At 64.9% G+C, this 25467-nt stretch carries 25 protein-coding genes; 17 read left to right on the top strand and 8 right to left on the bottom strand.

All coding sequences use genetic code 11. The features are described 5' to 3' along the window. Window positions 1-173 precede the first annotated feature (173 nt). The gene (locus I6F21_RS09880) at window positions 174-797 is read right to left on the bottom strand and encodes a pyridoxamine 5'-phosphate oxidase family protein (protein WP_225183101.1); all 624 of its coding nucleotides are present in this window, start codon (window positions 795-797) and stop codon (window positions 174-176) included. Window positions 798-918: 121 nt separating this feature from the next. Here I6F21_RS09880 and I6F21_RS09875 point away from each other — a divergent pair, with 121 nt between their 5' ends. Further along, window positions 919-1803, top strand: coding sequence for a LysR family transcriptional regulator (locus I6F21_RS09875; protein WP_225183138.1), 885 nt, complete (start codon window positions 919-921; stop codon window positions 1801-1803). A 145-nt stretch (window positions 1804-1948) separates the two neighbouring features. On the opposite strand, the gene I6F21_RS09870 is transcribed toward I6F21_RS09875, so the two are convergent. Further along, window positions 1949-2368, bottom strand: a complete 420-nt coding sequence (locus I6F21_RS09870) for a PaaI family thioesterase (RefSeq protein WP_225183100.1) — start codon at window positions 2366-2368, stop codon at window positions 1949-1951. Between the two features lie 421 nt (window positions 2369-2789). Between I6F21_RS09870 and I6F21_RS09865 the strand changes: the two genes are divergently transcribed. The 4 genes from I6F21_RS09865 to I6F21_RS09850 all read left to right on the top strand — a co-directional run bounded on the left by I6F21_RS09865 (window position 2790) and on the right by I6F21_RS09850 (window position 6542). Beyond that, entirely contained in the window at window positions 2790-3806 is a 1017-nt protein-coding gene (locus I6F21_RS09865; protein WP_225183099.1) for a TRAP transporter substrate-binding protein, read from the top strand. 197 nt (window positions 3807-4003) lie between these two features. Beyond that, a complete protein-coding gene (locus I6F21_RS09860) occupies window positions 4004-4513 on the top strand; it encodes a TRAP transporter small permease (RefSeq protein ID WP_225183098.1) in 510 nt (169 codons plus the stop codon). A 2-nt stretch (window positions 4514-4515) separates the two neighbouring features. Continuing rightward, on the top strand, window positions 4516-5835 hold the full coding sequence (locus I6F21_RS09855) for a TRAP transporter permease (protein WP_225183097.1): 1320 nt from the start codon (window positions 4516-4518) through the stop codon (window positions 5833-5835). A 245-nt stretch (window positions 5836-6080) separates the two neighbouring features. Continuing rightward, window positions 6081-6542 (top strand): DUF3237 domain-containing protein, encoded by a 462-nt coding sequence (locus tag I6F21_RS09850; RefSeq protein ID WP_225183096.1) that lies wholly within the window; start codon window positions 6081-6083, stop codon window positions 6540-6542. A gap of 83 nt (window positions 6543-6625) precedes the next feature. Here the strand turns inward: I6F21_RS09850 and I6F21_RS09845 are convergent, their stop codons facing one another. The 3 genes from I6F21_RS09845 to I6F21_RS09835 form a co-directional block, all read right to left on the bottom strand. Then, window positions 6626-6832, bottom strand: coding sequence for a hypothetical protein (locus I6F21_RS09845; protein WP_025033895.1), 207 nt, complete (start codon window positions 6830-6832; stop codon window positions 6626-6628). Between the two features lie 119 nt (window positions 6833-6951). Beyond that, on the bottom strand, window positions 6952-7227 hold the full coding sequence (locus tag I6F21_RS09840) for a YiaA/YiaB family inner membrane protein (protein ID WP_035997898.1): 276 nt from the start codon (window positions 7225-7227) through the stop codon (window positions 6952-6954). Window positions 7228-7279: 52 nt separating this feature from the next. Continuing rightward, window positions 7280-7975, bottom strand: coding sequence for a PspA/IM30 family protein (locus I6F21_RS09835; RefSeq protein ID WP_035997892.1), 696 nt, complete (start codon window positions 7973-7975; stop codon window positions 7280-7282). A 104-nt stretch (window positions 7976-8079) separates the two neighbouring features. Here I6F21_RS09835 and I6F21_RS09830 point away from each other — a divergent pair, with 104 nt between their 5' ends. The 4 genes from I6F21_RS09830 to I6F21_RS09815 all read left to right on the top strand — a co-directional run bounded on the left by I6F21_RS09830 (window position 8080) and on the right by I6F21_RS09815 (window position 13377). Next, entirely contained in the window at window positions 8080-8709 is a 630-nt protein-coding gene (locus tag I6F21_RS09830; protein WP_109142402.1) for a TetR/AcrR family transcriptional regulator, read from the top strand. A 69-nt stretch (window positions 8710-8778) separates the two neighbouring features. After that, window positions 8779-10233 (top strand): dihydropyrimidinase, encoded by a 1455-nt coding sequence (gene hydA / locus I6F21_RS09825; protein WP_035997890.1) that lies wholly within the window; start codon window positions 8779-8781, stop codon window positions 10231-10233. 120 nt (window positions 10234-10353) lie between these two features. Beyond that, window positions 10354-11625 carry a DUF892 family protein gene (locus I6F21_RS09820; RefSeq protein WP_035997886.1) on the top strand — a complete coding sequence of 424 codons (1272 nt, stop codon included), beginning with the start codon at window positions 10354-10356 and terminating at the stop codon, window positions 11623-11625. 129 nt (window positions 11626-11754) lie between these two features. Then, entirely contained in the window at window positions 11755-13377 is a 1623-nt protein-coding gene (locus tag I6F21_RS09815) for an ABC transporter substrate-binding protein (protein WP_225183095.1), read from the top strand. Here I6F21_RS09815 and I6F21_RS09810 read toward each other — a convergent pair. Beyond that, entirely contained in the window at window positions 13374-14717 is a 1344-nt protein-coding gene (locus I6F21_RS09810; protein ID WP_035997880.1) for a glycoside hydrolase family 3 N-terminal domain-containing protein, read from the bottom strand. The two genes, I6F21_RS09815 and I6F21_RS09810, sit on opposite strands and share 4 nt — an antisense overlap. A gap of 188 nt (window positions 14718-14905) precedes the next feature. Here I6F21_RS09810 and I6F21_RS09805 point away from each other — a divergent pair, with 188 nt between their 5' ends. From I6F21_RS09805 to I6F21_RS09795, 3 genes are read left to right on the top strand one after another with little or no spacing between them, the layout of a single operon-like run. Then, window positions 14906-16405 (top strand): DUF4173 domain-containing protein, encoded by a 1500-nt coding sequence (locus tag I6F21_RS09805; RefSeq protein WP_225183094.1) that lies wholly within the window; start codon window positions 14906-14908, stop codon window positions 16403-16405. 19 nt (window positions 16406-16424) lie between these two features. Next, a complete protein-coding gene (locus tag I6F21_RS09800; protein WP_225111644.1) occupies window positions 16425-17129 on the top strand; it encodes a response regulator transcription factor in 705 nt (234 codons plus the stop codon). Further along, window positions 17126-18712, top strand: coding sequence for an ATP-binding protein (locus I6F21_RS09795; protein ID WP_225111643.1), 1587 nt, complete (start codon window positions 17126-17128; stop codon window positions 18710-18712). Before I6F21_RS09800 ends, I6F21_RS09795 begins: the two co-directional genes overlap by 4 nt. Here the strand turns inward: I6F21_RS09795 and I6F21_RS09790 are convergent. Then, a complete protein-coding gene (locus tag I6F21_RS09790; RefSeq protein ID WP_167361649.1) occupies window positions 18709-18849 on the bottom strand; it encodes a hypothetical protein in 141 nt (46 codons plus the stop codon). The genes I6F21_RS09795 and I6F21_RS09790 overlap by 4 nt on opposite strands. A gap of 79 nt (window positions 18850-18928) precedes the next feature. Here I6F21_RS09790 and I6F21_RS09785 point away from each other — a divergent pair, with 79 nt between their 5' ends. From I6F21_RS09785 to I6F21_RS09775, 3 genes are all read left to right on the top strand, one after another. Further along, window positions 18929-19498 carry an alpha-ketoglutarate-dependent dioxygenase AlkB gene (locus I6F21_RS09785; protein WP_225183093.1) on the top strand — a complete coding sequence of 190 codons (570 nt, stop codon included), beginning with the start codon at window positions 18929-18931 and terminating at the stop codon, window positions 19496-19498. A gap of 228 nt (window positions 19499-19726) precedes the next feature. After that, window positions 19727-20656 (top strand): alpha/beta hydrolase, encoded by a 930-nt coding sequence (locus tag I6F21_RS09780; RefSeq protein ID WP_225183092.1) that lies wholly within the window; start codon window positions 19727-19729, stop codon window positions 20654-20656. Window positions 20657-20790: 134 nt separating this feature from the next. Further along, a complete protein-coding gene (locus I6F21_RS09775) occupies window positions 20791-22017 on the top strand; it encodes an ABC transporter substrate-binding protein (protein ID WP_225183091.1) in 1227 nt (408 codons plus the stop codon). A 17-nt stretch (window positions 22018-22034) separates the two neighbouring features. On the opposite strand, the gene I6F21_RS09770 is transcribed toward I6F21_RS09775, so the two are convergent. Further along, the gene (locus I6F21_RS09770; protein ID WP_035997835.1) at window positions 22035-23597 is read right to left on the bottom strand and encodes an adenylate/guanylate cyclase domain-containing protein; all 1563 of its coding nucleotides are present in this window, start codon (window positions 23595-23597) and stop codon (window positions 22035-22037) included. Window positions 23598-23789: 192 nt separating this feature from the next. On the opposite strand from I6F21_RS09770, the gene I6F21_RS09765 reads away from it, so the two are divergent. Together I6F21_RS09765 and I6F21_RS09760 are read left to right on the top strand one after the other, a co-directional pair. Further along, entirely contained in the window at window positions 23790-24881 is a 1092-nt protein-coding gene (locus tag I6F21_RS09765; protein WP_036021436.1) for an enolase C-terminal domain-like protein, read from the top strand. An 80-nt stretch (window positions 24882-24961) separates the two neighbouring features. After that, complete coding sequence (locus I6F21_RS09760) at window positions 24962-25438, top strand: NUDIX hydrolase (RefSeq protein WP_035997832.1); 477 nt, start codon at window positions 24962-24964, stop codon at window positions 25436-25438. Window positions 25439-25467: the final 29 nt, after the last annotated feature.

The raw sequence follows: 25467 nt of genomic DNA, 5'->3' as shown, positions 1-25467 counted from the left end.
ACCCTCCCCTGGAGGGGGAGGGTCGGCTCACATAGAGCGCAGCGATATGTGAGACGGGGTGGGGTGACGGTCTCTCCACGTCGTAAACTGCCCGCGTTGAGAGATCACCCCACCCCGCTCGCGCTGCGCGCGATCGACCCTCCCCCTCCAGGGGAGGGTAAGCAAGAGGCGGCTCAAGGGGCCGCCTTCTCCCCCTTCAGCGCCGCAACCTGCGCCTCCAGCTCTGCGATCCTCGCATCCCGCGCCGCGAGCGCTGCTGCGACATCGGCGGCGTCGAATTTCTGCGGGATGTGCTGCGGGCAGTTGGTGTCCCAAGCTGCGATCTTGAACAGGATCACCTGCTCGGGCCGGGCGCGGTAGCCTTTCGGCATCAGTGACGTGGTCAGCGCTTCGTCGTCCTCGACCACGCGCGCCTCACCCCAGATCTTCACACGGCGACGATGGGCGTAGTCCATCACGAAGATGTAGGCCTTGGGGTTCTCCGAGAGATTCCCTTGCGTGATGAACTGCTGGTTGCCGGCGTAGTCGGCGAAGGCGAGCGTCTGCTTGTCCAGCACCTTGAGAAAGCCCTTGGGCCCGCCGCGGTGCTGGATATAGGGCTGGCCGTCGGCTGAGGCCGTGGCGAAATAGAAGCTGTTGGCGTCGGCAAGGAAGGCCGCGAGATTGTCGTCGACCTCGGTGCGCCAGCCGCGCTGCTCGCTGCGCGCGTAGGCCTCGCGCGAGCCCTTGCGCACCTGGATCGTCTTCACCGCCGGCGAGAAGGCCACGTCGCTGGCATAGGTGTGAACTGCCGTCATCGGAACATCTCCTGAAATTCCGGCGCATTGCTGCGTCTTCAGCGCCCAATGTGGGCCTTTCGACGCTTAAAACAATTGAGCAGCTTGACACTTCATCATTGCTAGATATGCAATAATGTCCATGGACCGCCTGGAAGCCATGCACGTCTTCGTCACGGTCGCTGATCTCAGCGGCTTTGCGCCGGCCGCGCGCAAACTGCGGCTGTCACCGTCGGCGGTGACGCGGATGATCGCGGCGCTGGAGGAGCATCTCGGCGCGCGGCTGCTGCAGCGGACCACGCGGCAGGTGACGCTGACCGACGTCGGCACCCGCTACCTGGAGCGCGCGCGGCGCATCCTCGCCGATGTCGAGGAGGCCGACGGCTCGGCGCGGGAGGAGCGCAACCGGCCGAGCGGGCGTCTTGTCGTGTCGGCGCCGGTCGGCTTCGGCCGGCTGCATGTGGGGCCGGTCATGACCGCCTATCTCAAGCGTTATCCGGAGGTCGCCGCCGAGCTCCGGCTGTCCGATCATCTCGTCAACCTCGTCGAGGACGCCGTCGATGCCGCAGTGCGGATCGGCCATCTCGCCGATTCCTCGCTTGTCGCACGCCAAGTCGGCGAGATGCGGCGGATCGTGGTGGCCGCGCCCGGCTATTTGAAGCGTCATGGCGAGCCGAAGACGCCGGAGGCGCTTGCTACGCACCAGACCATCCAGTTCGGCCCCTGGTCCGAATGGCGTTTCCTGCGCGACGGCCGCGATATCGGGCTGCCGCTGTCGCCTCGCTTCATCAGCAACAGCGCCGACGCCGCCCTGCAATATGCCGAGGCCGGCGGCGGCGTGACGCGGGTGCTGGCCTATCAGGCCGCCGAGGGCCTGAAGCGCGGACGCCTGAACATCATGCTGGCGCAGTACGAGCAGCCGGCGCTGCCGATCCACATCGTCTACCCGACCTCGCGCCTGCTCTCGGCCAAGGTGCGCGCGTTCGTCGATCTCGTGGTGGAAACGGCGGAGTGGAGGTTTGGGTGAGTGCGTGTCCCGCCCCGTTAGCTCCATATCGTCATTGCGAGCGAAGCGAAGCAATCCAGAATCTTTCCGCAGTGGCAGTCTGGATTGCTTCGCTACGCGCGCAATGACGGGGCAAGGGGCGACATCGCGGCCCACCTCACGAGCCTCACCCCTTCTTCGGCACCACCCGGAACGTGCCGCTGGCCCGCGCGATCACGGCGTCGTCCGCCTTCACCAGGCACTGCGCGAAGCAGATCGTGTTCCCGGTCTTGATCGCCTCGCCCTCGACCGCGAGCCATTGGCCGATCTCGGCGGCGCCGACATAGTCGACCGACAGAGAGATGGTGACGAACGACGTTGTCCAGCCCGTCGCCTGGGCGCAGCTGTAGCCCATGGCGGCGTCAGCGAGCGACGCGATCAGCCCGCCATGGATCAGTCCGCGGGCGTTGGTGTGCGGGGTCGCCAGGCGCAGTCCGACGGTGACGCCCGTGTCGGTCTTCTTCGAATAGAGCGGCTCCCAGGGATCGGTCAGCGGCGCTTTGCGGAAATGCGGCTCATAGCCGGCCGGGATGTCGGTGAGGGTCATGGCGGTCTCGCTTCATTGATTTGACGACATTGGAAGCGAATGACGCGACGAATGCATCACCTACAAAGCTTTAAACGGAATTTGTGCAGACGTTTGAAACGAGCCCCCGCCGTCGCCGCAACGGGCCGGCCCGACGATTGCGACCTTTGTCCGCAATACATGCTCCTTCCGACCCTGTTAGGCTTTGGTCGCAGCCTGCTTGTGGCCAAGGCTCGCAGGCGATAATTATACCATATAACGTTTGCGCAAAGGGAGAGCGGTGGTCGCCCGAGCAGCGACAAATCCATGCAACATGGCTGACGTAGATGGCGCGACACGGCGCGCCTCAGTTCCGGCTTGAACGCGCCGGCGAATTAGATAACATGTTAATTAACGAGACCGGGCCAACGAAGCCCGCCGTCGCAAAAGGGAGAGACGCGTGATGAGGAAAGCCTGTCTGGCCTTGCTGCTGGCAGCAAGCGTGAGCCCCGCGTTCGCGCAGGACAAGACATTTGAACTGAAGGTCTCGCACTGGGTGCCGGCCTCGCATCCGCTGCAGAAATCGCTGGAAGACTGGGTGGCCGCGGTGAACAAGGATTCCGGCGGCACCATTACCGGCAAGGTGTTTCCGGCCCAGCAGCTCGGCAAGGCCTTCGACCATTACGACATGGCGCGCGACGGCATCGCCGACGTCACCTATGTCAATCCCGGCTACCAGCCCGGCCGCTTCCCGATCATCGGCGCCGGAGAATTGCCGTTCCTGATCTCGGAAGCCAAGGGCGGCTCGATGGGGCTCGACGCCTGGTATCGCAAATATGCCGAGAAGGAGATGAAGGACGTCAAATACTGCCTCGCCTTCGTCCACTCGCCCTCCTCGTTCCATTCCCGCACCAAGAAGATCGTCAACCCTGAGGACGTCAAGGGCCTGAAGATCCGCCCCGCCCACGCCACCATGGCGAACTTCGTCACCTCGCTCGGGGGCACCAACGTGCAGTCCTCGGCGCCGGAGGTGCGCGACATCATCGAGCGCGGCGTTGCCGACGGCGTCACCTTCCCATGGGGCTCCCTGGTGCTGTTCGGCATCGACAAGGTGACCAAGTACGACATGGAGGCGCCGCTCTACACCACGACCTTCGTGTTCGTGATCAACAAGGACAAGTACAACGCGATGTCCGACAAGCAGAAGGCCGCGATCGACAAGAACTGCACGGTCGAGGCGGCGGGCGCGGTCGGCGAGCATTGGGGCAAGTTCGAGGACGCCGGCATCGCCAAGGTGAAGGCGGAATCCAGCCATGAGGTCTACAAGCTGACGCCCGAGCAGATCGCGGCCTGGAAGAAGGCCGCCGAGCCGCTGGTCAAGACCTGGGGCGACGGCGCCAAGAAGGCCGGTGCCGATCCCGATGCGGCGCTCGCCGAGCTCAAGGCCTCGCTGAAGAAGTACAACGCGCTGGCGGAGTGACGCCCAGCAGCGGCCGCGCGGTCACTGCACCTCTCCCGCTTGCGGGAGAGGTCGCGCTGAAGGCGCGGGTGAGGGCTCTCTCCTCTTGGGGGTTCTCGCCCAGCGGAAGCACCCTCTCCCCAACCCTCCCCCGCAAGCGGGGGAGGGAGCAGCCCCGTCGCGGGACACCACGGACTTGTCGGAAGGACCCTTTCCCCATGAAGCGCTCCTGGATGGATCGCGTGATCGACTCGATCGAATGGATCGCGGCCGGCTTCGTCGGCATCGTTGCGCTCGACATCTTCCTGTCGGTGCTCTTGCGCAACACGCTGAACTATTCGATTCCCGACAGCTTCGACATCGGCCGCATGCTGCTCGGCATCCTCATCTTCTGGGGCATCGCGGCAACCTCCTATCGCGGCACCCACATCACGGTCGACCTGGTCTGGGGCAATGTCGGGCCGCGCCATCAGCGCTGGATCGACGTGTTCGCGACCCTGGTGCTGCTGTTCGTCGTCACCGTCCAGACCTGGACGCTGTTCGACAAGGTCCGGCTGACCTACAACGACAACGTCCAGACCTACGACCTGCACATGCCGACCTGGCCATTCTTCCTCGTCGCGTGGATCGGCGACGTCTGCGCCGTGCTGTTGATCGCGATTCGCACGTACCGGCTAATCTTCCATCCCGAAGACATGCATGAACCCAAGATCAAGGTGACGGAGTGACCATGAGTACCGACGCCGTCGCCGTCATCGGCTTCGTCTCCCTGTTCGCCCTGATGCTGCTGCGCGTGCCGGTCGGCATGGCCATGGGCCTCGTCGGCGTGTGCGGCTTCAGCTATCTCGTGGGCTCGACACCGGCTCTGAAGATGGTCGGTCAGGTCACGATGCGGACCGTGACGGACTACACCTTCGGCGTCATCCCGATGTTCCTGCTGATGGGCTCCTTCGTCAGCAATTCCGGCATGAGCCGCGAGCTGTTCCGCGCCGCCAACGGTTTCGTCGGACATTTGCGCGGCGGACTCGGCATTGCCACCGTCGGCGCCTGCGGCGGCTTTGCTGCGATCTGCGGCTCCTCGGTCGCGACCGCCGCGACCTTCTCCGCCGTCGCCTATCCCGAGATGCGGCGCTTCGGCTATCCGCAATCCTTCGCCACCGGCGTGATTGCGGCCGGCGGCACGCTGGGGGCGATGCTGCCGCCCTCCACCGTCCTCGCGGTCTACGGCATCATCACAGAGCAGGACATCGGCAAGCTGTTCATCGCCGGCATCATCCCGGGCCTGCTCGCGATGACCATGTACATGATCACGATCTTCCTGATCGGCTATTTCCGCCCCGACTTCCTGCCCAAGGGCAAGGTGACGCCGTGGCGCGAGCGCTTTGCCGGGTTGAAGGAGATCTGGGCGCCGGTGCTGCTGTTCATCTTCGTCATCGGCGGCCTCTACGGCCTGCCCTTCCTGCCGCGCTTCACGCCGACCGAGGCCGGCGGCGTTGGCGCGACCGGCGCCTTCATCATCGGCGTGCTGACCGGCCGGCTCGACCGCGAGAAGGTGCTGGCCTCGCTGCTGCAGGCGACGCGCACCGCAGCTGCGGTGTTCACCGTGCTGATCGGCGCCTTGATCTTCGGCTATTTCCTCACGGTGACGCAGACGCCGCAGAAGGTGACGGAATTCCTCACCGGGCTCGGCCTCGGCCCCTACGGCGTGCTGGCGCTGATCATGGTGATGTATCTCGTGCTCGGCTGCCTGATGGACGCCATGGCGATGATCATCCTGACCGTGCCGATCATCTTCCCGGTGATCATGCATCTCGGCTTCGACCCGATCTGGTTCGGCATCATCATCGTGATGACCGTCGAGCTCGGCCTGATCCATCCGCCGGTCGGCATGAACGTCTTCGTCATCAAGAGCGTGGTGAAGGACGTCTCGTTCTCCACGATCTTCAGGGGCGTGATCCCGTTCGTGGCAACGGACCTGGTGCGGCTGGTGATCCTGATCGCCTTCCCGCTGCTGGCGACCTGGCTGCCCACCCGGATGATGGCGCATTAGCGGATCGAAGATCGTCACTTACCCTCCCCTGGAGGGGTCCGGGACGAGCGTAGCTCGCCCGTGGGTCGGCTCACATGGAGCGCAGCGAGATGTGAGACGGGGTGGGGTGACGGTCTCTCCACCTTCAACAGTGTTCGTGTGGAGAGATCACCCCACCCCGCTCGCGCTCCGCGCGATCGACCCTCCCCCTCCAGGGGAGGGTAAGACACGGTATCGTTCGTCATAGTCAATTAAGAGGTGAAGCGATGGCCACACCGACCCTCGAAACCAAATACGTCTTCACCATCACCGCGCGGATCGGCGACGTCGTGACCGCGGGCGAGACCGGGATCGGCGTCCGCCGCATCATTCCGATCATCGGCGGCGAGGTGACGGGCGCGGTCAGCGGAAAGGTGCTCCCCTTCGGCGCCGATTTCCAGACCATCCGGCCCAACGAGTTGATCGATCTCGAAGCGAAATACGCCTTCGAGACCGACGACGGTGCGACCGTCTACGTCGAGAACAAGGGTATGCGCTTCGGCCCGGTCGAGCTGTTGCACAAGCTCAAGCGCGGCGAGCCGGTCGATCCGAAGCTGATCTATTTCCGCACCGTGCCGAAGTTCGAGACCGGGCACGAGACATACCGCTGGCTGATGGAGCACATCTTCGTGGCGTCAGCGGCGCGCCATGCGGATCGCGTCGTGATCGACGTGCATCAGGTGATGTGAGGGAGAGGCCGTAGGGCCCTCACCCGGATCGCGGCAGACGATGCTGCGCATCGCCGAAGCGACCCGGGTAGAGGCGAAGACGCCTACAACGTCTCTTGCTTATGCCCGCAGTTCTTGCAGGCGAACTTGACGCGGGTCTGGCCCTTCTCCGCCTGCACCCGGTTCGGCGCTCCGCACTTGCCGCAGACAGCCTCGATGCGGGTCGTGCCCTGCTTGACCACGATGGTCTTCTTTTCCATCGATTCGCGGATCAGGCGCTCGGCCTCCTCGCGCAGGGATTGTTTCGACAAAGCTCGTCTCCGCCTCTGGAAAGCGCGAGAGCCATATCGCACCTGCACGCGAAGCACAATGCACCCTGCCTGCCGCGCGCGCCCCTGTCGCCCCAGAGCGCGCGCTGCGACCGTTCGCCTTACGCCGCCTTGGAGACCTCCATCAGCAGCCGCTCGGCCTTGGCATCCTCGATGCGGTTCACGAGGCGGCTGCTCTCATGATTGTCGCGCACGGTCTTGGTCAGGGTGACGCAGGTCTGGATCATCATCACGATGCCCATGGTGAGATAACCCTTCATCCAGAGGTCGATCGGCAGGAAGAAGATGCCGATGGCGACGAGGAAGGCGGAAGCTGCGAAGGACGCGTAGGTGAAGCTCACCCAGGCGCCGCTGTGGGGCTGGCCATTCTGGTTCATGATGGTCTCCTGTCGATTGGAATGATGATGGTGTTCGGGTTGGAACTTGAGATCAGGCCGCCGGCATGCGCCTGGACTTCAAGCGCGCCAGCACGTCGTCTGCGGTCGTCTTGAGCCGCGGGCCGAAGCCCTGCTCGGCGAGTCGTTCGGCGGTGGCGAGCGGGCCGGTGGCCGCGTCGAGCTCGACCAGGGCATCGTCGGCCGCTTGAGCCTCCATCTGCCGCTCGCGCAGACGCCTCAGCGTCCCCTCCGCCTCCGGCAATGTCGATTCATAGGGGCGCGCGGCCTCGATGCCGCTGCGGCGAAGCGAGCGCACCGCTTCCGAGGCGCGGGCGATCCGGCGACCGCGATCGAGCTCGGTGATGCGGGCCTGCGCGTTGGCGACGTGGCGCTTCAGCCTGATGATCTCGGTCGCGAACAGCGCGCGCGCCGTCATGGCCGCATCGCGATCGGCCTCCAGCGCCGCAATGGCTTCGGCGGCCTCCTTGGCGAGATCCTCGCGGCCGCCATCCAGCGCCGCAACGGCACGGGTCTCGAGATCGGCGATACGCGCATTCGTGGCCTCGAGCTTGCGGCCTTCCTGCTGGTCCTGCGCGATTGCCAGCGCCAGCGTGCGCTTGCTGCGCTCGACGGCTGCGGCTGCATCGCGCATCTGCTGATCCAGGATCAGAAGGGCGGTGCGATCTTCCAGTTCCTCGCCCGCAGCGGCGACGCTGCCGCGGAAGAGGGTCACGACGGTCTTGAACATTGGTTGCTCCCTGTCTATGAGCGCTGCTCACAGATGGTTTGTAGCAGGAACCTTGAACATCGTTCAATATTATTTTGAGCGACGCTCAAGAATTTGGTTTAAGAATGACTAAGGCCCTGGAACGGCGAGAGAAATTGCGTGCGGCCCTGATCCAGGCGGCCGAACAGATGATCGCCGAGCGGGGGCTGGCGGGTCTCAAGACCCGCGATTTGGCCCGCGAGATCGGCTGCGCCAATGGCGCGGTCTACAATCTCGTGGCTGATGTCGACGAACTGATCCTGCGGGTCGGCTCGCGCACGCTGCTCCGGCTCGACGAGACGCTGACTCTCGCAACAAATGCCGGCGAGCCATCGCCACGGGAATCCCTGGTCCGCATCGCCCTCGCCTATTGCGATTTCGCCGCCGAAAACCTCCAGCTCTGGCGCGCGCTGTTCGAGCACCGGATGGAGACGGGCAAGCTGGTGCCGGATTGGTCCGTGCACGACCAGATGCAGCTGTTCCGTCATATCTACCAGCCGCTGGCCGCACTGTTTCCTGGGCGCAGCCCGGAGGAACTCGGCATCACCGCACGCAGCCTGTTCTCGGCCGTGCATGGCATGGTGGCGCTCGGGCTGGAGCAGAAGCTGGTGGCCGTGCCGCTGCCGGCGCTGCGCAAGGAGATCACGGGCCTCGTGCGCGCGATGATCGACGGGCTGATCGCGCACGACGTGAAAGGAGCGGCGGCGGCTGACTAAAATTTCACCTGTCGCATCGCCAGTCGCGCGCTTAGCCTTCGAGCCGTCCCTCACCTCTCGGAGCACCTCATGCCCCTCCTCATCCGCGGCGGCACCGTCGTCAATCACGATCATTCGCGCCGCGCGGACGTGCTGATCGACGGCGAGACCATCGTCGCGATCGGCGCCTCGCTCGATGCCCCGACAGGTAGCGAGATCATCGATGCAGGCGGCGCCTACGTCATTCCGGGCGGGATCGATCCGCACACCCATCTCGAAATGCCGTTCATGGGCACCGTCACCGCCGACGACTTCGAATCCGGAACCAAGGCGGCGCTGAGCGGCGGCACCACCATGGTGGTGGATTTCTGCCTGCCCGATCCCGGCCAATCCATGCTCGCGGCGTATCAGGAGTGGCGGCACAAATCCGAGAAGGCGGCCAGCGACTACGGCTTCCACATGGCGGTGACGTCGTGGTCGAAGCAGATTCATGACGAGATGGAGATCGTGGTCAGGACCTACGGCATCAACACCTTCAAGCATTTCATGGCCTACAAGGGCGCGCTGATGGTGAACGACGACGAGCTCTACAACTCGTTCGCGCGTTGCGCCCATCTCGGCGCCATGCCTGTCGTCCATGCCGAGAACGGCGACGTCGTCGCCCTGATGCAGGACGCGCTGATTGCGCGCGGCGTCACCGGCCCGGAAGGCCACGCCTATTCACGGCCGCCGGAGGTCGAGGGCGAAGCCACCAACCGCGCCATCATGATCGCGGACATGACGGGCACGCCGGTCTATATCGTCCACACCAGCTGCCGCGAGGCGCATGAGGCCATCGCTCGCGCGCGGGCCAGTGGAAAGCGGGTCTATGGCGAACCGCTGATCCAGCATCTGCTGCTCGATGCCGGCGAATACCGGAACAAGGACTGGGACCATTCCGCACAGCGCGTGATGTCGCCGCCGTTCCGCGACAAACAGCATCAGGACAGCCTCTGGGCCGGCCTGCAAGCCGGCTCGCTCCAGGTGGTTGCGACCGATCATTGCGCCTTCACCACCGAGCAGAAGCGGTTCGGGCGCGGCGATTTCAGGAAGATCCCGAACGGCACCGGCGGCCTCGAAGATCGCCTGGCGCTGCTCTGGACCGCGGGCGTCGCCACGGGGCGGCTGACCAAAGAGGAATTCGTCGCGGTGACCTCGGCGAACATCGCCCGCATCCTCAACATCTATCCGCGCAAGGGCGCGGTCGCCGTCGGCTCGGATGCCGATATCGTGGTGTGGGATCCCAAGGCGAGCAAGACCATCAGCGCCAAGCGGCAGATGAGCCGGATCGATTACAACGTGTTCGAGGGTTTTGCCTGCACCGGCGGTGCGGCCGCGACGCTGTCTCGCGGCCGTATCGTCTGGAAGGATGGCGACCTGCGCGCCGAGGCCGGCGATGGACAATACGTCGAACGTCCCGCCTTCTCGCCGGTGCATGTGGCAAATTCGACCTGGAAGGAACTGACGGCTCCGCGCGCCGTCGCGCGCAGTGCGGTGACGCCGTAAGCCATCGCGCTCCCTGGCAGAGGTCCGGGGCAACGACAGCCTCGATCCTGGAGAGACTTAGGAACGAACGGCTGGAGGCCTCGTTGTCGCGTAGTTTCTCTCCAGCACGCGAGTCTCCCCATGTATCACCACGTCAAGAAGCTGATGTTCACCGTGCGCGTCGACGAACCCGATCCGCGCTTCGGCAATATGCTCCTCGAGCAGTTCGGCGGCGCCAACGGCGAACTTGCGGCTGCGATGCAATATTCGATTCAGGGACTGAATTGCGAGGATCCCGACCGCAAGGACCTCTTGATGGATATCGGCACCGAAGAGCTCAGCCATCTCGAGGTCGTCGGTTGCCTCGCCCGGATGCATCTTGCGCCCTCGCGGAACGACCGCCAGGCGGCGGAGGCCGATCCGCTGATCGCGATTGCCGGCGGAGGCGGCGTCAATCTGTTCAACTCGCAAGGCAATCCCTGGACCGCCGATTATCTCAAGATCACGGGCGAGCTCGACGTCGATCTCCGCAGCAACATCGCGGCAGAAGCGCGTGCCAAGATCGTCTACGAGCGCCTGATCAATTTTTGCGACGATGCCGGCAGCAAGGACGCGCTGCAATTCCTGATGACGCGCGAGATCACGCATATGAAGGCGTTCGCGCGCGCGCTCGAGAGCCTGTCGAAGCCGGCCTTCAGCATCGGCCGGATTGCCCCGACGCCCGGCCTCGTCAACCAGTACTTCAACGATTCCACCGGTAGCGGCGACCACGGCGAAATCGATACCCGCGGTCCCTGGAACGAGGGCGAGGACTGGGTGTTCACAGAATCGCCTGCGCTGCAATCCTCCGATCCCGGCGCTGCCCCGTCGATCGTCGCGGAGAGCTCACCGCCTGTCGACGAGGCGGGCCTGACCGATCTGCTGCTGCATGAGCTGCGTGACATCCTCCATGCCGAGAAGCAGCTGACCAAGGCGCTCCCGAAGATGGCGCAGGCCGCCCGCTTCGATCAGTTGCGCGAGCTGTTCGAGCAGCATCTGGCCGAGACCGAAAATCAGGTCGAGCGCATCAACGAGTGCTTCGAGCTGCTCGGCGAGAACGCCCGCGCCAAGCCTTGCAAGGGCATGATGGGCCTGATCGAGGAAGGCCAGGAGGTCATGAAGGAAAGCCAAGAGAAGGAGGACGCTGCCGCCGACCTCGCGCTGATCTCCGCGGCGCAACGCGTCGAGCATTACGAGATGTCCGGCTATACCACCGCGCGCAACCTCGCGCAGCAGCTGCGCCACAGCGCCATCGTCGGCCTGCTCTCCAAATCCCTCGCCGAGGAAGAGAACGCCGATCTCCTGCTCAACCAGGTCGCGCGATCGCTGATGTCGGTGGCGAAGATGCCCGCCGCGCTGGAGCAGGCCGAGTAGACCTAAGCCGACGCGCAACGCCTATCAATCCAAGCCGCCTCGCGTCTTCGTGGGGCGGCTTGGCACTTCCTCGCTGTGGCATACACCTTGCCTCTCGATGCCGGACAATTTCCGGAACGGGAGGCACCCTTGAGCATTTCACCCCTCGATTTGAACCGCCGCAGCGTCGTGCTGGGCGGCCTCGGTGTCGCCGGTACGGCGGCCTTTGCTCCGCGCCTCGCTCGGGCGCAGGGGCGCAGCGAGACACTGCTGGTGGTGCAGGAGCTCGGGCCGAACTCGCTGGACATGCAGGGCGTCGGCTCCAACCAGACCGTGAACGGCCTGTCCTGGAATTGCTACGACCGCCTGCTCACCTACGCCTCCAAGACACTGCCGGACGGCACGTTGTCGTATGACCGCGAGAAGCTCGCGCCCGAGCTCGCCGAGAGCTGGGAGGTCGCCGCCGACGGCATGTCCTGCACCTTCAAGCTTCGCAAGGACGCAAAATTCCACGACGGCACGCCTGTGACCGCCAAGGACGTCAAATGGTCGTTTGACCGCGCCGTGAAGGTCGGCGGCTTTCCGACCTTCCAGATGTCGGCGGGATCGCTGGAAAAGCCGGAGCAGTTCGTGGTGGTCGACGACCACACTTTCCGTATCGACTATGTCCGCAAGGACAAGATGCTGCTGTTCAACGTGGCCGTCGTCGTGCCCTTCATCATCAATTCCGAGCTCGCCAGGAAGAACGCGACGCCGGAAGATCCGTGGGCGCTGGCCTGGCTGAAGAACAACGAGGCCGGCGGCGGCGCCTACAAGATCGAGAGCTGGAAGCCGGGCAGCGAGACCGTGCTGACGCGCTTCGACGACTGGAAGAGCGGGCCGCTGCCGAAGGTCAAGCGCGTGATCGCCCGCGACGTTCCCTCCGCCGGCACGCGGCGTGCCATGCTGGAGCGGGGCGATGCGGATATTTCCAGCGGCTTTGCCCCGCGCGATTTCGAGCAGATCATCAAGGAGGGCAAGGTCAAGGTCTCGGGCGTGCCGATCCCGAACGCGCTGTGGTACGTCGCGCTGAACACCGCCAAGCCGCCGTTCGACAATGTCAAGCTGCGCCAGGCCATCGCCTGGGCCATGCCGTACGAGCAGATTCAGACCAGCGCCTTCTTCGGCCGCGCCGTTCCCATGTATGGCGGCACCGCCGAAGTCTCAAAGCCGGTGTGGCCGCAACCGTTTCCTTACGTCACCGATCTCGACAAGGCCAAGGCTCTGCTGAAGGAAGCGGGCTTCGAAGCCGGCCTGGAGACGACGCTGTCGCTGGACACAGGCACCGCCACCGTCGGCGAGCCGACCGCGATCCTGATCCAGGAGAATCTCGCCAAGATCGGCATCAAGGCGGCAATCGAAAAGATTCCCGGCGCGAACTGGCGCACGACGCTGAACAAGAAGGAGCTGCCGCTCGCGCTCAACCGCTTCAGCGGCTGGCTCGATTATCCCGAATATTACTTCTACTGGAATTTCCACGGCAACAACTCGATCTTCAACATCTCCTCATACAAGAACAAGGAGATGGACGCCCTGATCGACAAGGCGCGCTTCACCACCGATGCCGCCGAATACGACAGGACGGTGAAGGATTTCATCGCGCTCTGTATGCGCGACGTCCCCGTGGTTCCGCTCAACCAGCCGATCCACGACGTTGCCATGCAAAAGGGCATCTCCGGCTACGAGTTCTGGTTTCACCGTGAACCGGACTACCGCCAGTTCGCGAAGGGCTAGTTCTGCCGGGCGACGCTGATGGCGCGTGAGGCAGCTCGTGCCTGCATGGTCGAAAAGCCGCGCTCCAGGCGCGCGCTGCTCGCATGCAGCATCGCCGCGTCGAGCCTGCCCTGTCGCGATCCTTCCAGGGCGCAGGCAAAGACACGGTAGAACTGCGCGCCGTCATAGGCGACCAGCAGCAGATCGACGCCGGCATTGATCGCCTCGACCACGGCCTTGCAGACGTCGTTCTGGTAGATTGCGCCCATGATGAGATCGTCGGTCATCACCACGCCCTGGTAACCCCACGTCCCACGAATGATCCCGTCGACGACGCGCTTCGAATGCGAGGCGGCGCGATCGGGATCGACGTCTGTGAGCGTGACGTGGCCGACCATGAGGGCGCTGCGCGAATGCGACAGCACCTCGCGGAACGGGAGCCAGTCGGTTGCTTCCAGCTCCTTCACCGGCGTGTCGAGATTGGCGCTGAAATGATGCGTGTCGGCGCGCACGCGGCCGATGCCGGGAAAATGCTTGAGCGTGGCGCCAACGCCCGTCTCTTCCAGCCCGCGCACATAGGCGCTCGCGATGGTGCTGACGACGGTGGGATCGCTCGCAATCGCGCGCTGGCCGATTAGCGTGTGGAAATCGAGACGGTTGCGCCGCGCCGGCGGCTTGAGGTCGAGCACCGGCGCAAGATTGAGGTTGACGCCGACGTGGGCGAGCTCGCGACCGTGGATGCGGCCGAACTCCTCGGCCTTGGCCTGCTGTTCATCGGAAGCCAGTCCCGTGAGCGTCGCCAGCGCCGGCACTTTCGTCAGCGGCGGCGCAAGATGCCCGACGATTCCGCCCTCCTGATCGGCGGCGACGATCAGCGGCGGCAGGCCGGCTGCGCGCCTGAGATCCTGCAGCGCCGCGATCTCGGCCCGCAGCGTCTCGATGGCACGGCCGCGGATGTTGTGCCGGGTGACATAGACGCCGCCGATCAGGCCCTGCCTGGCGAGACGCGCGACCTCGGGAAAGGAGGAATAGCCGACCATGAAGTGCGGCCCGAGCTGCCGCGCTTCGGCGGCGCCGGCGCCGAGAACGTCATGCTTGCGCAGCTCGAACTTCAGATGCGCGGCGGACATCAAGACAGGCGGCACGCACCAGAGCACGACGAGCGCCTTGCCGGCGAAGGTGCGCCAGTGACCGCTGCGCAACAAAAGAGCGACGATTGCGATGCTTGCGACGACAAGGGAGATGTTTCCGGCGCCACGCAGCACGAGCAGATAGGGATCGTTCTTGTTCGCGGCGACAAATGCAGCGAGCGGCGCGGCGAGCCAGAGCAGGGCGAGACCGATGCGGTTGAGCAATTGCATGATGCACCAGGTGCGATGGGCGATGAATGTTTCGCACCTAGCAAAGCGAATCGCGCTGCGCGAGAGGCAAAAGCGCGCCTGCACGAAAACTGCAAGAAACTCCTGAAGCCGTGCAGACGATGATCCCGCCGTCTGCACAAGTGCCGTTCAGAATTCGTGATGCCACCATTCACGGAGACTTTCTGGACATGACGAGCCTGGCTTCGACGACGGATATCCAACCGATCAGGCCTTCTGCACTGTCGGCCAAGCTCGCAATGGCGCTGCTGCTGGCCGGGCTCGCCGACTGGCTGTTCTACGGTCAGCGGATCGGGCTGTCGCTGGCGCTGTTTGCGATCGCGACCGCCTGCGTTTCGTTGCTGTTCAATCACGCGGCCCTGGACTGGCGGCGCGCGATGATCAGCGGGGCCATCGTCGCCGCCGGCCTCGCGCCGGCCGTGGAGGAGCTCAACACGCTGTCCTTCCTGATCCTCGTCGCGTCGCTGACGATTGCGCTGTTGCTTGCGACCAATCCTGATACGACCGGGGTCACCGACCGCGCCCGCGCGCTGTGCAATTTCCTCCTGGTCGGTCCCTTCAGGCTCTTCCTCGAGGCGCCCCAGATGTTCAACATGTCGGCGTTCACCCGCGGCATCGCGCTCTGGCTGATGCCCGCTGCGCTCAGCACCGTCTTCATCGCATTGTTCGCCGCCGCCAATCCGGTGATCGAGCAATGGGTGTCCCTGCTCAATCCCAAGGTCATCTTCAACCATGTCAATATGTGGCGCGTCCTGTTCTGGACCTTGATGCTGGCTCTGGTTTGGCCGTTCATCCATGTGCGCTGGCGGCGCAGTGCGATCGTCGCCGCGGCCGTGGCCGAGGGCCCCGTGTCACCGCAGCCGCCCCTGGTCTCGGCGGAATTTCTCGGCGCCTCCACCATCCTGCGCTCGCTGATCCTGTTCAACCTGCTGTTCGCGGCACAGTCCATTCTCGACGGCATCTATCTCTGGGGCCACGCGGCGCTGCCCGACAACATGACCTATGCGGCCTACGCCCATCGCGGCGCCTATCCGCTGATCGCGACCGCCCTGCTCGCCGCTGCCTTCGTGCTGGTGGCGATGCGCCCGGGCGGACCGGCCGAGAAATCGAAGGTGGTCCGGCCGCTGGTCTATCTCTGGGTCGGGCAGAACGTGCTGCTGGTCGTCTCCTCCATCCGCCGGCTCGATCTCTATGTCGACATCTACATGCTGACCTATTGGCGGATTGCAGCGTTCGTCTGGATGGGACTGGTAGCGCTCGGCCTGATCCTGATCGTCGCGCGCATCGTGCTCGACAGGTCCAATCAATGGCTGATCGGCGCCAATCTCGCCGCATTGGCGATCGTGCTCTATGGCTGCTCGCTCGTGAACTTCGACGCCTTCATCGCCGACTACAATGTCGTCCACAGCCGGGAAGTTTCGGGAAAAGGCGTGCAGATCGACATCGACTATCTCCTGACGCTCGGGCCGCAGGCGGTGCCAGCCATCGACAAGGCGATCGCGCTACGGCCCGCCGTCAAAGAGGGCTGCCTTGTGTCGCGCCGCGACCGCCTTGTAGAACAGCAGCGTCAGGACCTGGCCTGGCGAAGCTGGGGCTTTCGCAACTGGCGACTCCAGCGCAGGCTGGACGCCGAGGCGAAAGCTCAGGCCGGCAGCCAGCCGGCGAGTTGACGAGGACACGGAGAGTTTCTTGGCGCATCGCATTCTCATCGTCGACGACGAAGGCCACATCCGCGAGGTCATCCGCGTCGCCCTGAAGAAGGCCGGCATGGACGTGATCGAGGCCCGCGACGGCAAGGAGGCGCTTCTCCGCTTTGCCGCCGACAGGCCCGATCTCATCGTGCTGGACATCGGCATGCCCGAGTTCGACGGCCTCGACGTCTGCCGCGAGATTCGCAAAGTCTCCGACGTGCCGATCCTGTTCCTGTCGGCGCGCGACGAGGAGATCGACCGTATCCTGGGCCTCGAGATCGGCGGCGACGACTACGTCACGAAGCCGTTCAGCCCGCGCGAGCTGGTGGCGCGGGTCAATGTCATCCTGCGCCGCCTCAGCCCGCGCAACGGCGAGGCCAAGGCCGGGCCCACCGCGCTGACGCAAGGCGGGCTGCTGATCGATCCCGAACAGCATGTCGCGTCCTTTGCCGGCACGCCGCTGAAGCTGACCGCGATCGAGTTCGGCATCCTGCGCGCGTTCCTGTCCCGGCCGACATCGGTGTTCAACCGCGAGCAGTTGATGCGCGCAGCCTATCAGCTCAACATCCAGGTCTCCGACCGCACCATCGACAGCCATATCCGCAACATCCGCGCCAAGCTCGCGGCGCTTGCTTGCGACAACGTGATCGAGACCATCCACGGCGTCGGCTTCAAGCTCGGCCGCTGCGAGAAAGAGACATGAGCGCCGCGCCCGACAAATGGCGGCCGTCGCTCACCCTCGTGATCTTCACGGTGCTGGCGACGGTCGGCATATTGCCGCTGGTCGGCCTGTTCTTCTTCCGTCTCTACGACAACCAGCTGATCCGCCAGACCCAGGCCGAGCTGATCGCACAGAGCCGCGTGCTGGCGACGATCTATGCGCAGGAGGTGACGGCCCGGCTCGACAGCGGCCTCGTGCTCGGCGCCGAGGTGCCGCCGGGCGTGCTGCCCGATCCCGGCGACCAGGTCACACCGATCCGCCCCGCGCTCGACCTCACCGCGAACGACCTGTTGCGGCGGCGGCCCGACGCATTGCCCGCGCCCGGGCAGGCGCAAGCAGCCTATGTCGAGATCGGGGCCAGGCTGACGCCGATCATCCGCGAGACCCAGAAGGTGACATTGGCCGGCTTTCGCATCCTCGATCCGCAAGGCGTGGTGATTGCCGGGCGGCAGGAGGTCGGGCAGTCGCTCGCCCATATCGAGGAGGTCGCGGACGCCCTGCACGGGCAATACCGCGCGACTTTACGCAACCGCGTGCCGGACAAGCCGCCGCCGCCGATCTATTCCTTCAGCCGCGGCCTCGGCGTGCACGTGTTTTCGGCGATGCCCGTCATCGTCAACAACCGCGTCGCCGGCGTGATCTACACGACGCGCACGCCGAGCAACATTTTCGACCATCTCTATCAGGAGCGGGCCAAGTTCGTGCTGGCCGGCCTTGCCGTCATCCTCGGCACCATCGCGATCGGCCTCGTGTTCTCACGCACCATCACGCTGCCGATGCGCGAGCTGATCGACCGCGCCGCCCGAATCGGCCGCGGCGACCGGGAGGCGTTCCAGCCGCTGAAGCATTACGGCACGCGCGAGTTCGCCCAGCTCTCGCACAGCTTTCTCGGCATGGCCGAGCAGCTGGCGCGGCGCTCCGACTATATCGCGACCTTTTCGGCCCATCTCACCCACGAGCTGAAATCGCCGCTGACCTCGATCAAGGGCGCGGCCGAGCTGCTGCAGGATTCGGTTCAGGGCAAGGCCGAGGGCCTGACGCCGGCCGAGCAGAACACCTTCATCGCCAACATCCTGTCGGATACCCAGCGGCTGGAGGCGATGGCGCAGCGGCTGCGGGAGCTCGCCCGCGCCGAGAGCCTGCCGCAGAACGAGCGCACCGAGCTGGCACCCGTGATCGCCGATCTCAGAAGCCGGTTTCCGGCAAGCGCGATCGAGGCCAGCGGCAGCCTCGACCGGGCGATCGGAATGTCCTCGGAGAAGGCGCTGATCGTGCTGTCGCACATCGCCGACAATGCGGTGCGGCACAAGGCCGGCACGATCAGGCTGGAGGCGGTCGACGCACGGACGACCGTGCTTGTGACGGTCAGCAATGACGGCGAGCCGATCTCGGCGCCGAACCGCGACAGGATCTTCGATGCGTTCTTCACCACCCGCCGCGACCAGGGCGGCACCGGGATGGGGCTGGCGATCGCGCGCGCGGTGATGGCGAGCCATGGCGGCTCGATCAGGCTTAAGCCGACCGACGAGGGCGCAGCCTTCGAGCTCCAGTTTCCGGTTGCCTAGATCGCAAAGACCCAGACGGCGACGATGGTGCCGATGGTGGCGAGACCGGCGATGGTCCAGCCGGCGGCGTATTCCAACTCAGGATGACCGGTCGCCCGCATGATCTCAACCGGATCGGCGGTATGCTTCTCTGCCATGACAGCCTCGCACGTTTCTTCCCGCGTCATAGATAAGTCGCATCAGCCGCCAACAGGTTCCATCACGGAAATGCGAGGCATGACGCAGCTAGGTTTGTTCGCCGACCCGCAGAAAGGCCCGGCCGGACTTCGCTACACGGACGATTTTATCGATCATGCCGCCGAGCAGGATCTGATCGGCCGCATCGCAGCATTGCCGCTCCAGCGCTTTCAGTTCGGCGCGTTCGAGGGCAACCGCCGGGTGGCGTCGTTCGGCTATCGCTACGACTACACGCTGCAGCGTCTGGCCGAGGCCGATCCGATCCCGGACTGGGTGCGACCGGTCGCGCGCCAGGCCGAGGCCTGGGCGGCGCTGCCGGAGGGCACCGTCCGGCAGGTGCTGTGCACCGAATACGAGGTCGGTGTCGGCATCGGCTGGCATCGCGACAAGCCGCATTTCGACAAGGTCCTCGGCCTGTCACTGGGCTCGCCGTGCAACTTCCGCTTCCGCCGCCGCAAGGGCGAGACCTGGGAGCGCCACACGCTCACCGCCCTGCCGCGCTCGCTCTACATGATGGATGGCGAGGCGCGGTCGCAATGGGAGCACAGCATCCCGCCGGTCGCGGCGCGGCGCTACTCCATCACCTTCCGGACGATGAAGCGGGCCTGACGGACCAGGCCAAAACAAAAGGTGCGAAAACAACCCCATGCACAGTAGAAAGCCGTTTCAGGCGCGAGCCTCGGCGGCGCTGGACAACGGCCTGACGGATCGGGATAAACGGCGGCTGCGCATCCAAGGTGCCGCGAATTCGCCTCAAGGCCGGCTGACTAATGAGATGAATCGAAAAGACGAGCCAGATCAGCGAGCCAGTATGAGCCCCGCAAGGCCGCCACACCCATGAAGAATTATCTGACATTTTTCCTGTTTCTGGCCATGACCGCGGCCTCCGCGCACGCACCCGTGCCGGGCCGGCTCCCGCCGCCCTCGGGTCTCGTGCAGGCGGGCCTCACCGATTCCGACACCACCGCAGGCGGCACCGCACGGCTATGCGAGCAGGTCACCTTCTCGCGCGGCCTGCGCTATGGCGAGAGCGAGGCCAATGTGCTCGATGTCGCGACCAGCGCAACCAAGGCCGACACGCCGCGGCCGGTGCTGCTGTTCGTGACGGGAGATACCTTCACCGGCGACCGCGGAGCGCCGGAGCTGTCGCGCCAGATCCAGGACCAGGCGATGTGCTTTGCCGCGCGCAACGGCATGATCGGGGTCCGCGTCGATTATCGCCTGGCGCCCGCGGCGACCTGGCCGGCCGGCGCGGCCGATGTGGCCGCGGCGCTGTCCTGGGTTCATGGCAATATCGACCTCTTCAACGGCGATGCCCGCGAGATCGTCGCGGTCGGCTACGGCGCCGGCGCCTTCCACGTCGCGACCATGCTGGCGCATCCCGAGCTGCAGACCGCCGGCGCCGACGTCGCGGGCGTGGTGCTGGTGTCCGGAATCTACCGCGTCGGCAAGGACGCGAGCGACAGCGAGAAGGCCTATCTCGGCGGTGACGCCACCCAGTACGACAAGCGCTCGGTATTCCCCGGCATCCTCAATGTCGACGTGCCGATCGTGCTGGCCTGGGCCGCGGATGATTCCGCCGGCCTCGTGGCGCAAGGCGAGACGCTGAAGAAGACGCTGTGCGGCGCCGGCCATTGCCCGCGCAGCACGCTGCTGCGCAGCCGCGACGGCATCGCGAACGCCTTCGGCCTCGATGGTTCCGGCGACAGCCTCGCGGAGCCGACGCTGCTGCTGGTGCGTCAGCTGGAAGCGCGAGGGTTGCCGTAACGCGTTGCGGCAGCACGCCTGCCGCTTTCATCGAAGCGCGACAGCCACACGATTGCCAAACGCTTGACCTAGATCAAGCGGCCTTGGTGGGGATTGAGCCGACCTCGTTGGGGGCCAACCACAAGGCATCGAACATGCGCGTCATCGGCAGGATGCTGTTCGTTTCCGTGATTGCCATCGCATCGCTGGGCGCGATGTCGCGGCAGCAGCACTCGGATCAACCCGCAAGCGATGAGGAAATCCGCATCGGCAATGTTATGCCGTATTCGGGGCCGCTCTCGGAATTCGGCGCGATCGGCCAGGCGGAAGCGGCCTATTTCGACATGGTCAACGCGCGCGGCGGCATCAATGGCCGCAAGATCCGCTTCATCACCCGCGACGACAATTCCGATCCGGCGACCGCGCTCGAGCTGACGCGCAAGCTGGTCGAGAAGGACGGCGTGCACCTGATGTTCGGTTCGTTCGGCACGCCCGGTAATCTCGTCACGCGCTCGTACCTGAACGAGAAGAAGATCCCGCAACTGTTCGTCGCCTCCGGCGACGAGGAGCTGAGCCAGCCGAGCGCGTTTCCCTGGACCATGGGCTGGCAGCCGTCGTTCCGGTCGGAAGGGCGCATCTACGCCAACTACATCCAGGCCTCTTACCCGAGGAAGAAGATCGTCGTGCTCTGGCAGAACGACCAGTTCGGGCGCATGCTCTACAAGGGCATCCAGGAGGGACTCGGCGATCTCAACCGTCACGTCCTGGTCGACATCGCCTTCGACCTTGCCGACGAGCATCTCGACGGGCACGTCTCGATCCTCAAGCGCGCCGGCGCCGACATCTTCGTCTTCCTCGGCGTGCCCTCGACCGCATCCAAGGTGATCAAGCTGGCAGCGTCCCTGAATTGGCGTCCCGTCTTCATCGTCAACGATGCCTCCGCCTCGATCGCCAACGCGATGGCGCCCGCGGGGCTGGAAAACTCTGCCGGCGTGATTTCGGCGGCCTTTTTGAAGGATCCGAGCGATCCCGCCTGGAAGGACGATCCCGGCATGAAGGACTGGTTCGCCTTCATGGACAAATACCATCGGGTCGAAAGCACCAACAACAGTGCGGCCGTCTATGGCTACGCCGCGGCCGAGGCGCTGACGCAGGTGCTGAAGCAATGCGGCGACGATTTTTCACGCGACAACATCATGCGCCAGGCGGCCTCGCTCAGGGACTATCAGCCTTCGGTCGCATTGCCCAACATCAGGATGAACACCTCGCCCAACCGCTACCTGCCGATCAGGCAGATGCGGCTGGTGCAGTTCGACGGGCGGTCGTGGCAGCCATTTGGGGATGTGATCGAGACGGCGTTCACGGAAGGGGCGGCAAGGTGAGGTCACTTACCCTCCCCTCACGCCGGCTTGAGCGAGGCCAGCGCGTTCTCCAGCAGCGAGCGGACGCGTGCGGCGTCGCCTGATTTCACCACGGCGGGATCGAGATAGAGCTCGAGGCCCGGTGCGCGTTCGGTGATGATGCCGCTGTTCTCCGCAGCTTTGTCGCTCAGTGCATCCACCGAATAGGGGATCACCTCGCGGCTGATGCCCTTCATCGTGATCGCCGGCAGCGCATGCGCGCGGACGATGTCGCTGACGAGGGCGAAGGTCTCGTAGCTCAAGACGATGCCGCCGGGCTCAGCGATCGATTGCAGGCGCGCGGCGAGGTTCGCCTCCGCACCGATGATGGTGTAGTCCATGCGGTCGGCGCTCCCGAAATTGCCGACATTGCAATAGCCCGAGTTGATGCCCATGCGCGAGCGGAACGGCTGCTCGATGCCGGACGCCCGCCATTTCGCATTGAGCTCGGCAAGGCGCTGCTGCATGCGCCAGGCCATCTGCAGACAGGCCTGTGCATCGGCGCGATCGCCCTTGGTCTCGGGGTCGCCGAAGAAGATCAGCATGGCATCGCCAATGAACTTGTCGATGGTGCCGCCATATTCGTGGGCGATCGCCGACATTTCCGTGAAATATTCGTTGAGGAGCTGGGTCAGCTGCTCCGGCTGCAGCCGCTCGGCGGTGGCGGTGAAGTTCTGGATGTCGGAGAAGAAGATGGTGAGCTTCTTGCGCTCGGTATGGATGGTGACGTCCTTCTGGCCCGAGAAGATGCTCTTGTAGACCTGCGGAGGGATGTAGCGCGAGATCTTCATCGACAGCGAGGCCAGGAAGTCGTTGGCGGATTCGAGCTCCTTGTTCATGTTCTTGATGCGGCGCGCCTGACGTCGCTGCAATGACAGGAACGCCAGTCCGCTCCCGGCGGCGATCACGAAATAGGCCAGCAGGAACTTGAACGAGAAAATGTTGGCGGCGATCGGCTGGGCGATGATCACCTCCTGGATGCCGCGGACGTCGCCGACCTTCCAGTCCTTCTTCGGGCTTTCGGGGTGGCTGTTGTGGCAGCTGACGCAAGCCGGCCCCATCGTGACGGGCGCAACCAGGCGGACCTTGTCGTTGAACAGCGAGGTTTCGGTCTCCACGATCTTCTGCTCGGGATCCCGGCGCAGCGCATCGAGCGCGTCCTTCTCGAACTTGTCGAGCTGGTGCGGAGCGCGGTTCTGGAACGGGAAGTCCGAGACGAAGCGATAGGTGATGTTCTCCTGCTGGGCGCCGATCACCCGGCCGAGCTCCAGCGACAGCGTCGCGGGGATCGGGATCGCGCCGGGCACCGATTCGTAATTGTGCACGACCTTGGTGCTGCCGTTGGGGTTGGCGAGCACGCGCCCGACCACGTTGGAGGCGTAGTAGCTGCGCACGCTCGTGATCACCGAGTTGAGATCGATCGCCTGCCGGCGCAGCGCCGTCTTGCTGAGCTCGGTCAGGTCCAGCCACACCGCGACCGGCAGGGCGAGCAGGAGGAAGACGATCACGGCGCCGGTGAGAATGCCACTCTTGCGCTGTTGTTCGGAGATCTCTTGTTTCACCCTGTGGCTCCGTTCTGTGCGATTTTGTCGCAAATCCTTCCGGAATCCGAGACAATGCATGCGGCGGCACAGAGCCAAGAATTGCCGGCCGGCGCAACCCCATTTTATGGTGGTCGCAGCAAGCGCCTTTTCGTTTGATCACGGATGCTTAAGATCGGCGCCGACCTGCATCCGCTCCGCCGGGAGAGAGCCATGACCGAGACCGTCCGCATCAAGCGCTTCCAGGCACGTCCCGTGATCGTGCCGATGAACCTGCCGCTCCAGACCGCGACCGGGGCGGTCGCCAAGGCACCGCTGGTGCTGATCGACTGCGAGACCGACCACGGCGCGGTGGGTCATTCCTATCTGTTCTCGCTCACGCCCTCGGCCTTGAAGCCGCTGGCGGCGATGGTCACGGAAATGTCGGACCTCGTCGCCGGCGACGAGCTGCTGCCGTTCGAGATCGAGCGCAAGCTGAGCCAGCGCTTCACGCTGCTGGGCCTCGCCGGCCTGCAGCGGCTGGCGCAATCCGGCATCGACATGGCGGCATGGGACGCGCTGGCGCGCTCGCGCGGCCTGCCGCTCGCCCGCCTGCTCGGCGGCACGCCGAAGCCAGTGCGCGCCTACAACTCGAAGGGGCTCGGCATCATGCCGGCAGGCGCCGCGGTGGAGGAAGCCCACAAGCTGCTGGCCGAGGGGTTTCACGCCGCAAAGATCCGCGTCGGCCGACGCGATGCGCGGGAGGATCTCGCCGTCGTGCGCGCGGTGCGCAAGGCCGTCGGCGACGAGGTCACGCTGATGTGCGACTACAACCAGGCGCTGACGGTCACCGAAGCGATCCGCCGCGGTGAGATGCTCGACGACGAGGGCCTCAGCTGGATCGAGGAGCCGATCCGCCACGACGATCATGCCGGTTGCGCCCGCATTGCCGACGCGCTGCAGACGCCGGTCCAGATCGGCGAGAATTTTGACAGCGCGTTTTCCATGCAAGCCGCGCTCTCGGCAGAGGCCTGCGACTACGTGATGCCTGATGTCCAGCGCATTGGCGGCGTCACCGGCTGGCTCCGCGCCGCTTCGCTTGCCCATGCTGCCGGCATCGAGATGTCGTCGCACCTGTTCTCTGAAGTCAGCGCGCATCTGCTCTGCGTGACGCCGACCGCGCATTGGCTGGAATATGTCGACTGGGCCGACGCGGTGCTGGCAACGCGGCTGCAGATCAAGGACGGCTTTGCGCTGCCGAGCGAGGAGCCGGGCAACGGGATCGCGTGGGACGAAGCGGCGGTGAAGAAGTATCTGGTGGAGTGACGGGTCTCTCATCTCGCCATCGCAAGCACACGATCTCGTCCCTCGTTGCGAAAGCATGCGACACGGATTAACGATCCGCCATGACCACTTGGCGCCCACATCCCGGTATCCGCGTCGTCGCTATCGGCCTGCATTGGCGCGGCGGGCGGCTGCTGGCGGCCGAGGTGCGCGACGATGCGGGGCGGATCAAGGGGGTGCGCCCGCTCGGCGGCGAGATCGAGTTCGGCGAGAGCTGGCGCGCGGCCTTGGTGCGGGAATTCAACGAAGAGCTCGGCATCGACGTCGGCATCGTGGGTGAGCCCTTGATGCTGGAGAACATCTTTGTGCACGAGGGATCGACCGGGCACGAGGTGATGTACATCGCGGAGGTCGCGTTTCCGGATGGCGCATTCGCCGGCCGGGAGCGCATCGACTTCCGCGAGGACAATGGAGAGCAGATCGTCGCGCGGTGGTTCGACCTTGCCGATCTCGACCTGGACGGCGGGCCGAAGCTCTATCCGACCGGACTGAAGGACTTGCTGCTGCAGCCTGCGCGTCGTGCATCAACGGAAGAGTGATGCGTGATCCATGTCGAGACGCCGACGAC

It is taken from the genome of Bradyrhizobium sp. NBAIM03 (assembly GCF_020194055.1).
GTDB lineage: Bacteria > Pseudomonadota > Alphaproteobacteria > Rhizobiales > Xanthobacteraceae > Bradyrhizobium > Bradyrhizobium yuanmingense.
The sequence above is the reverse complement of the archived record's forward strand: the minus strand, read 5'-3'. Positions and strand labels throughout refer to the sequence as shown.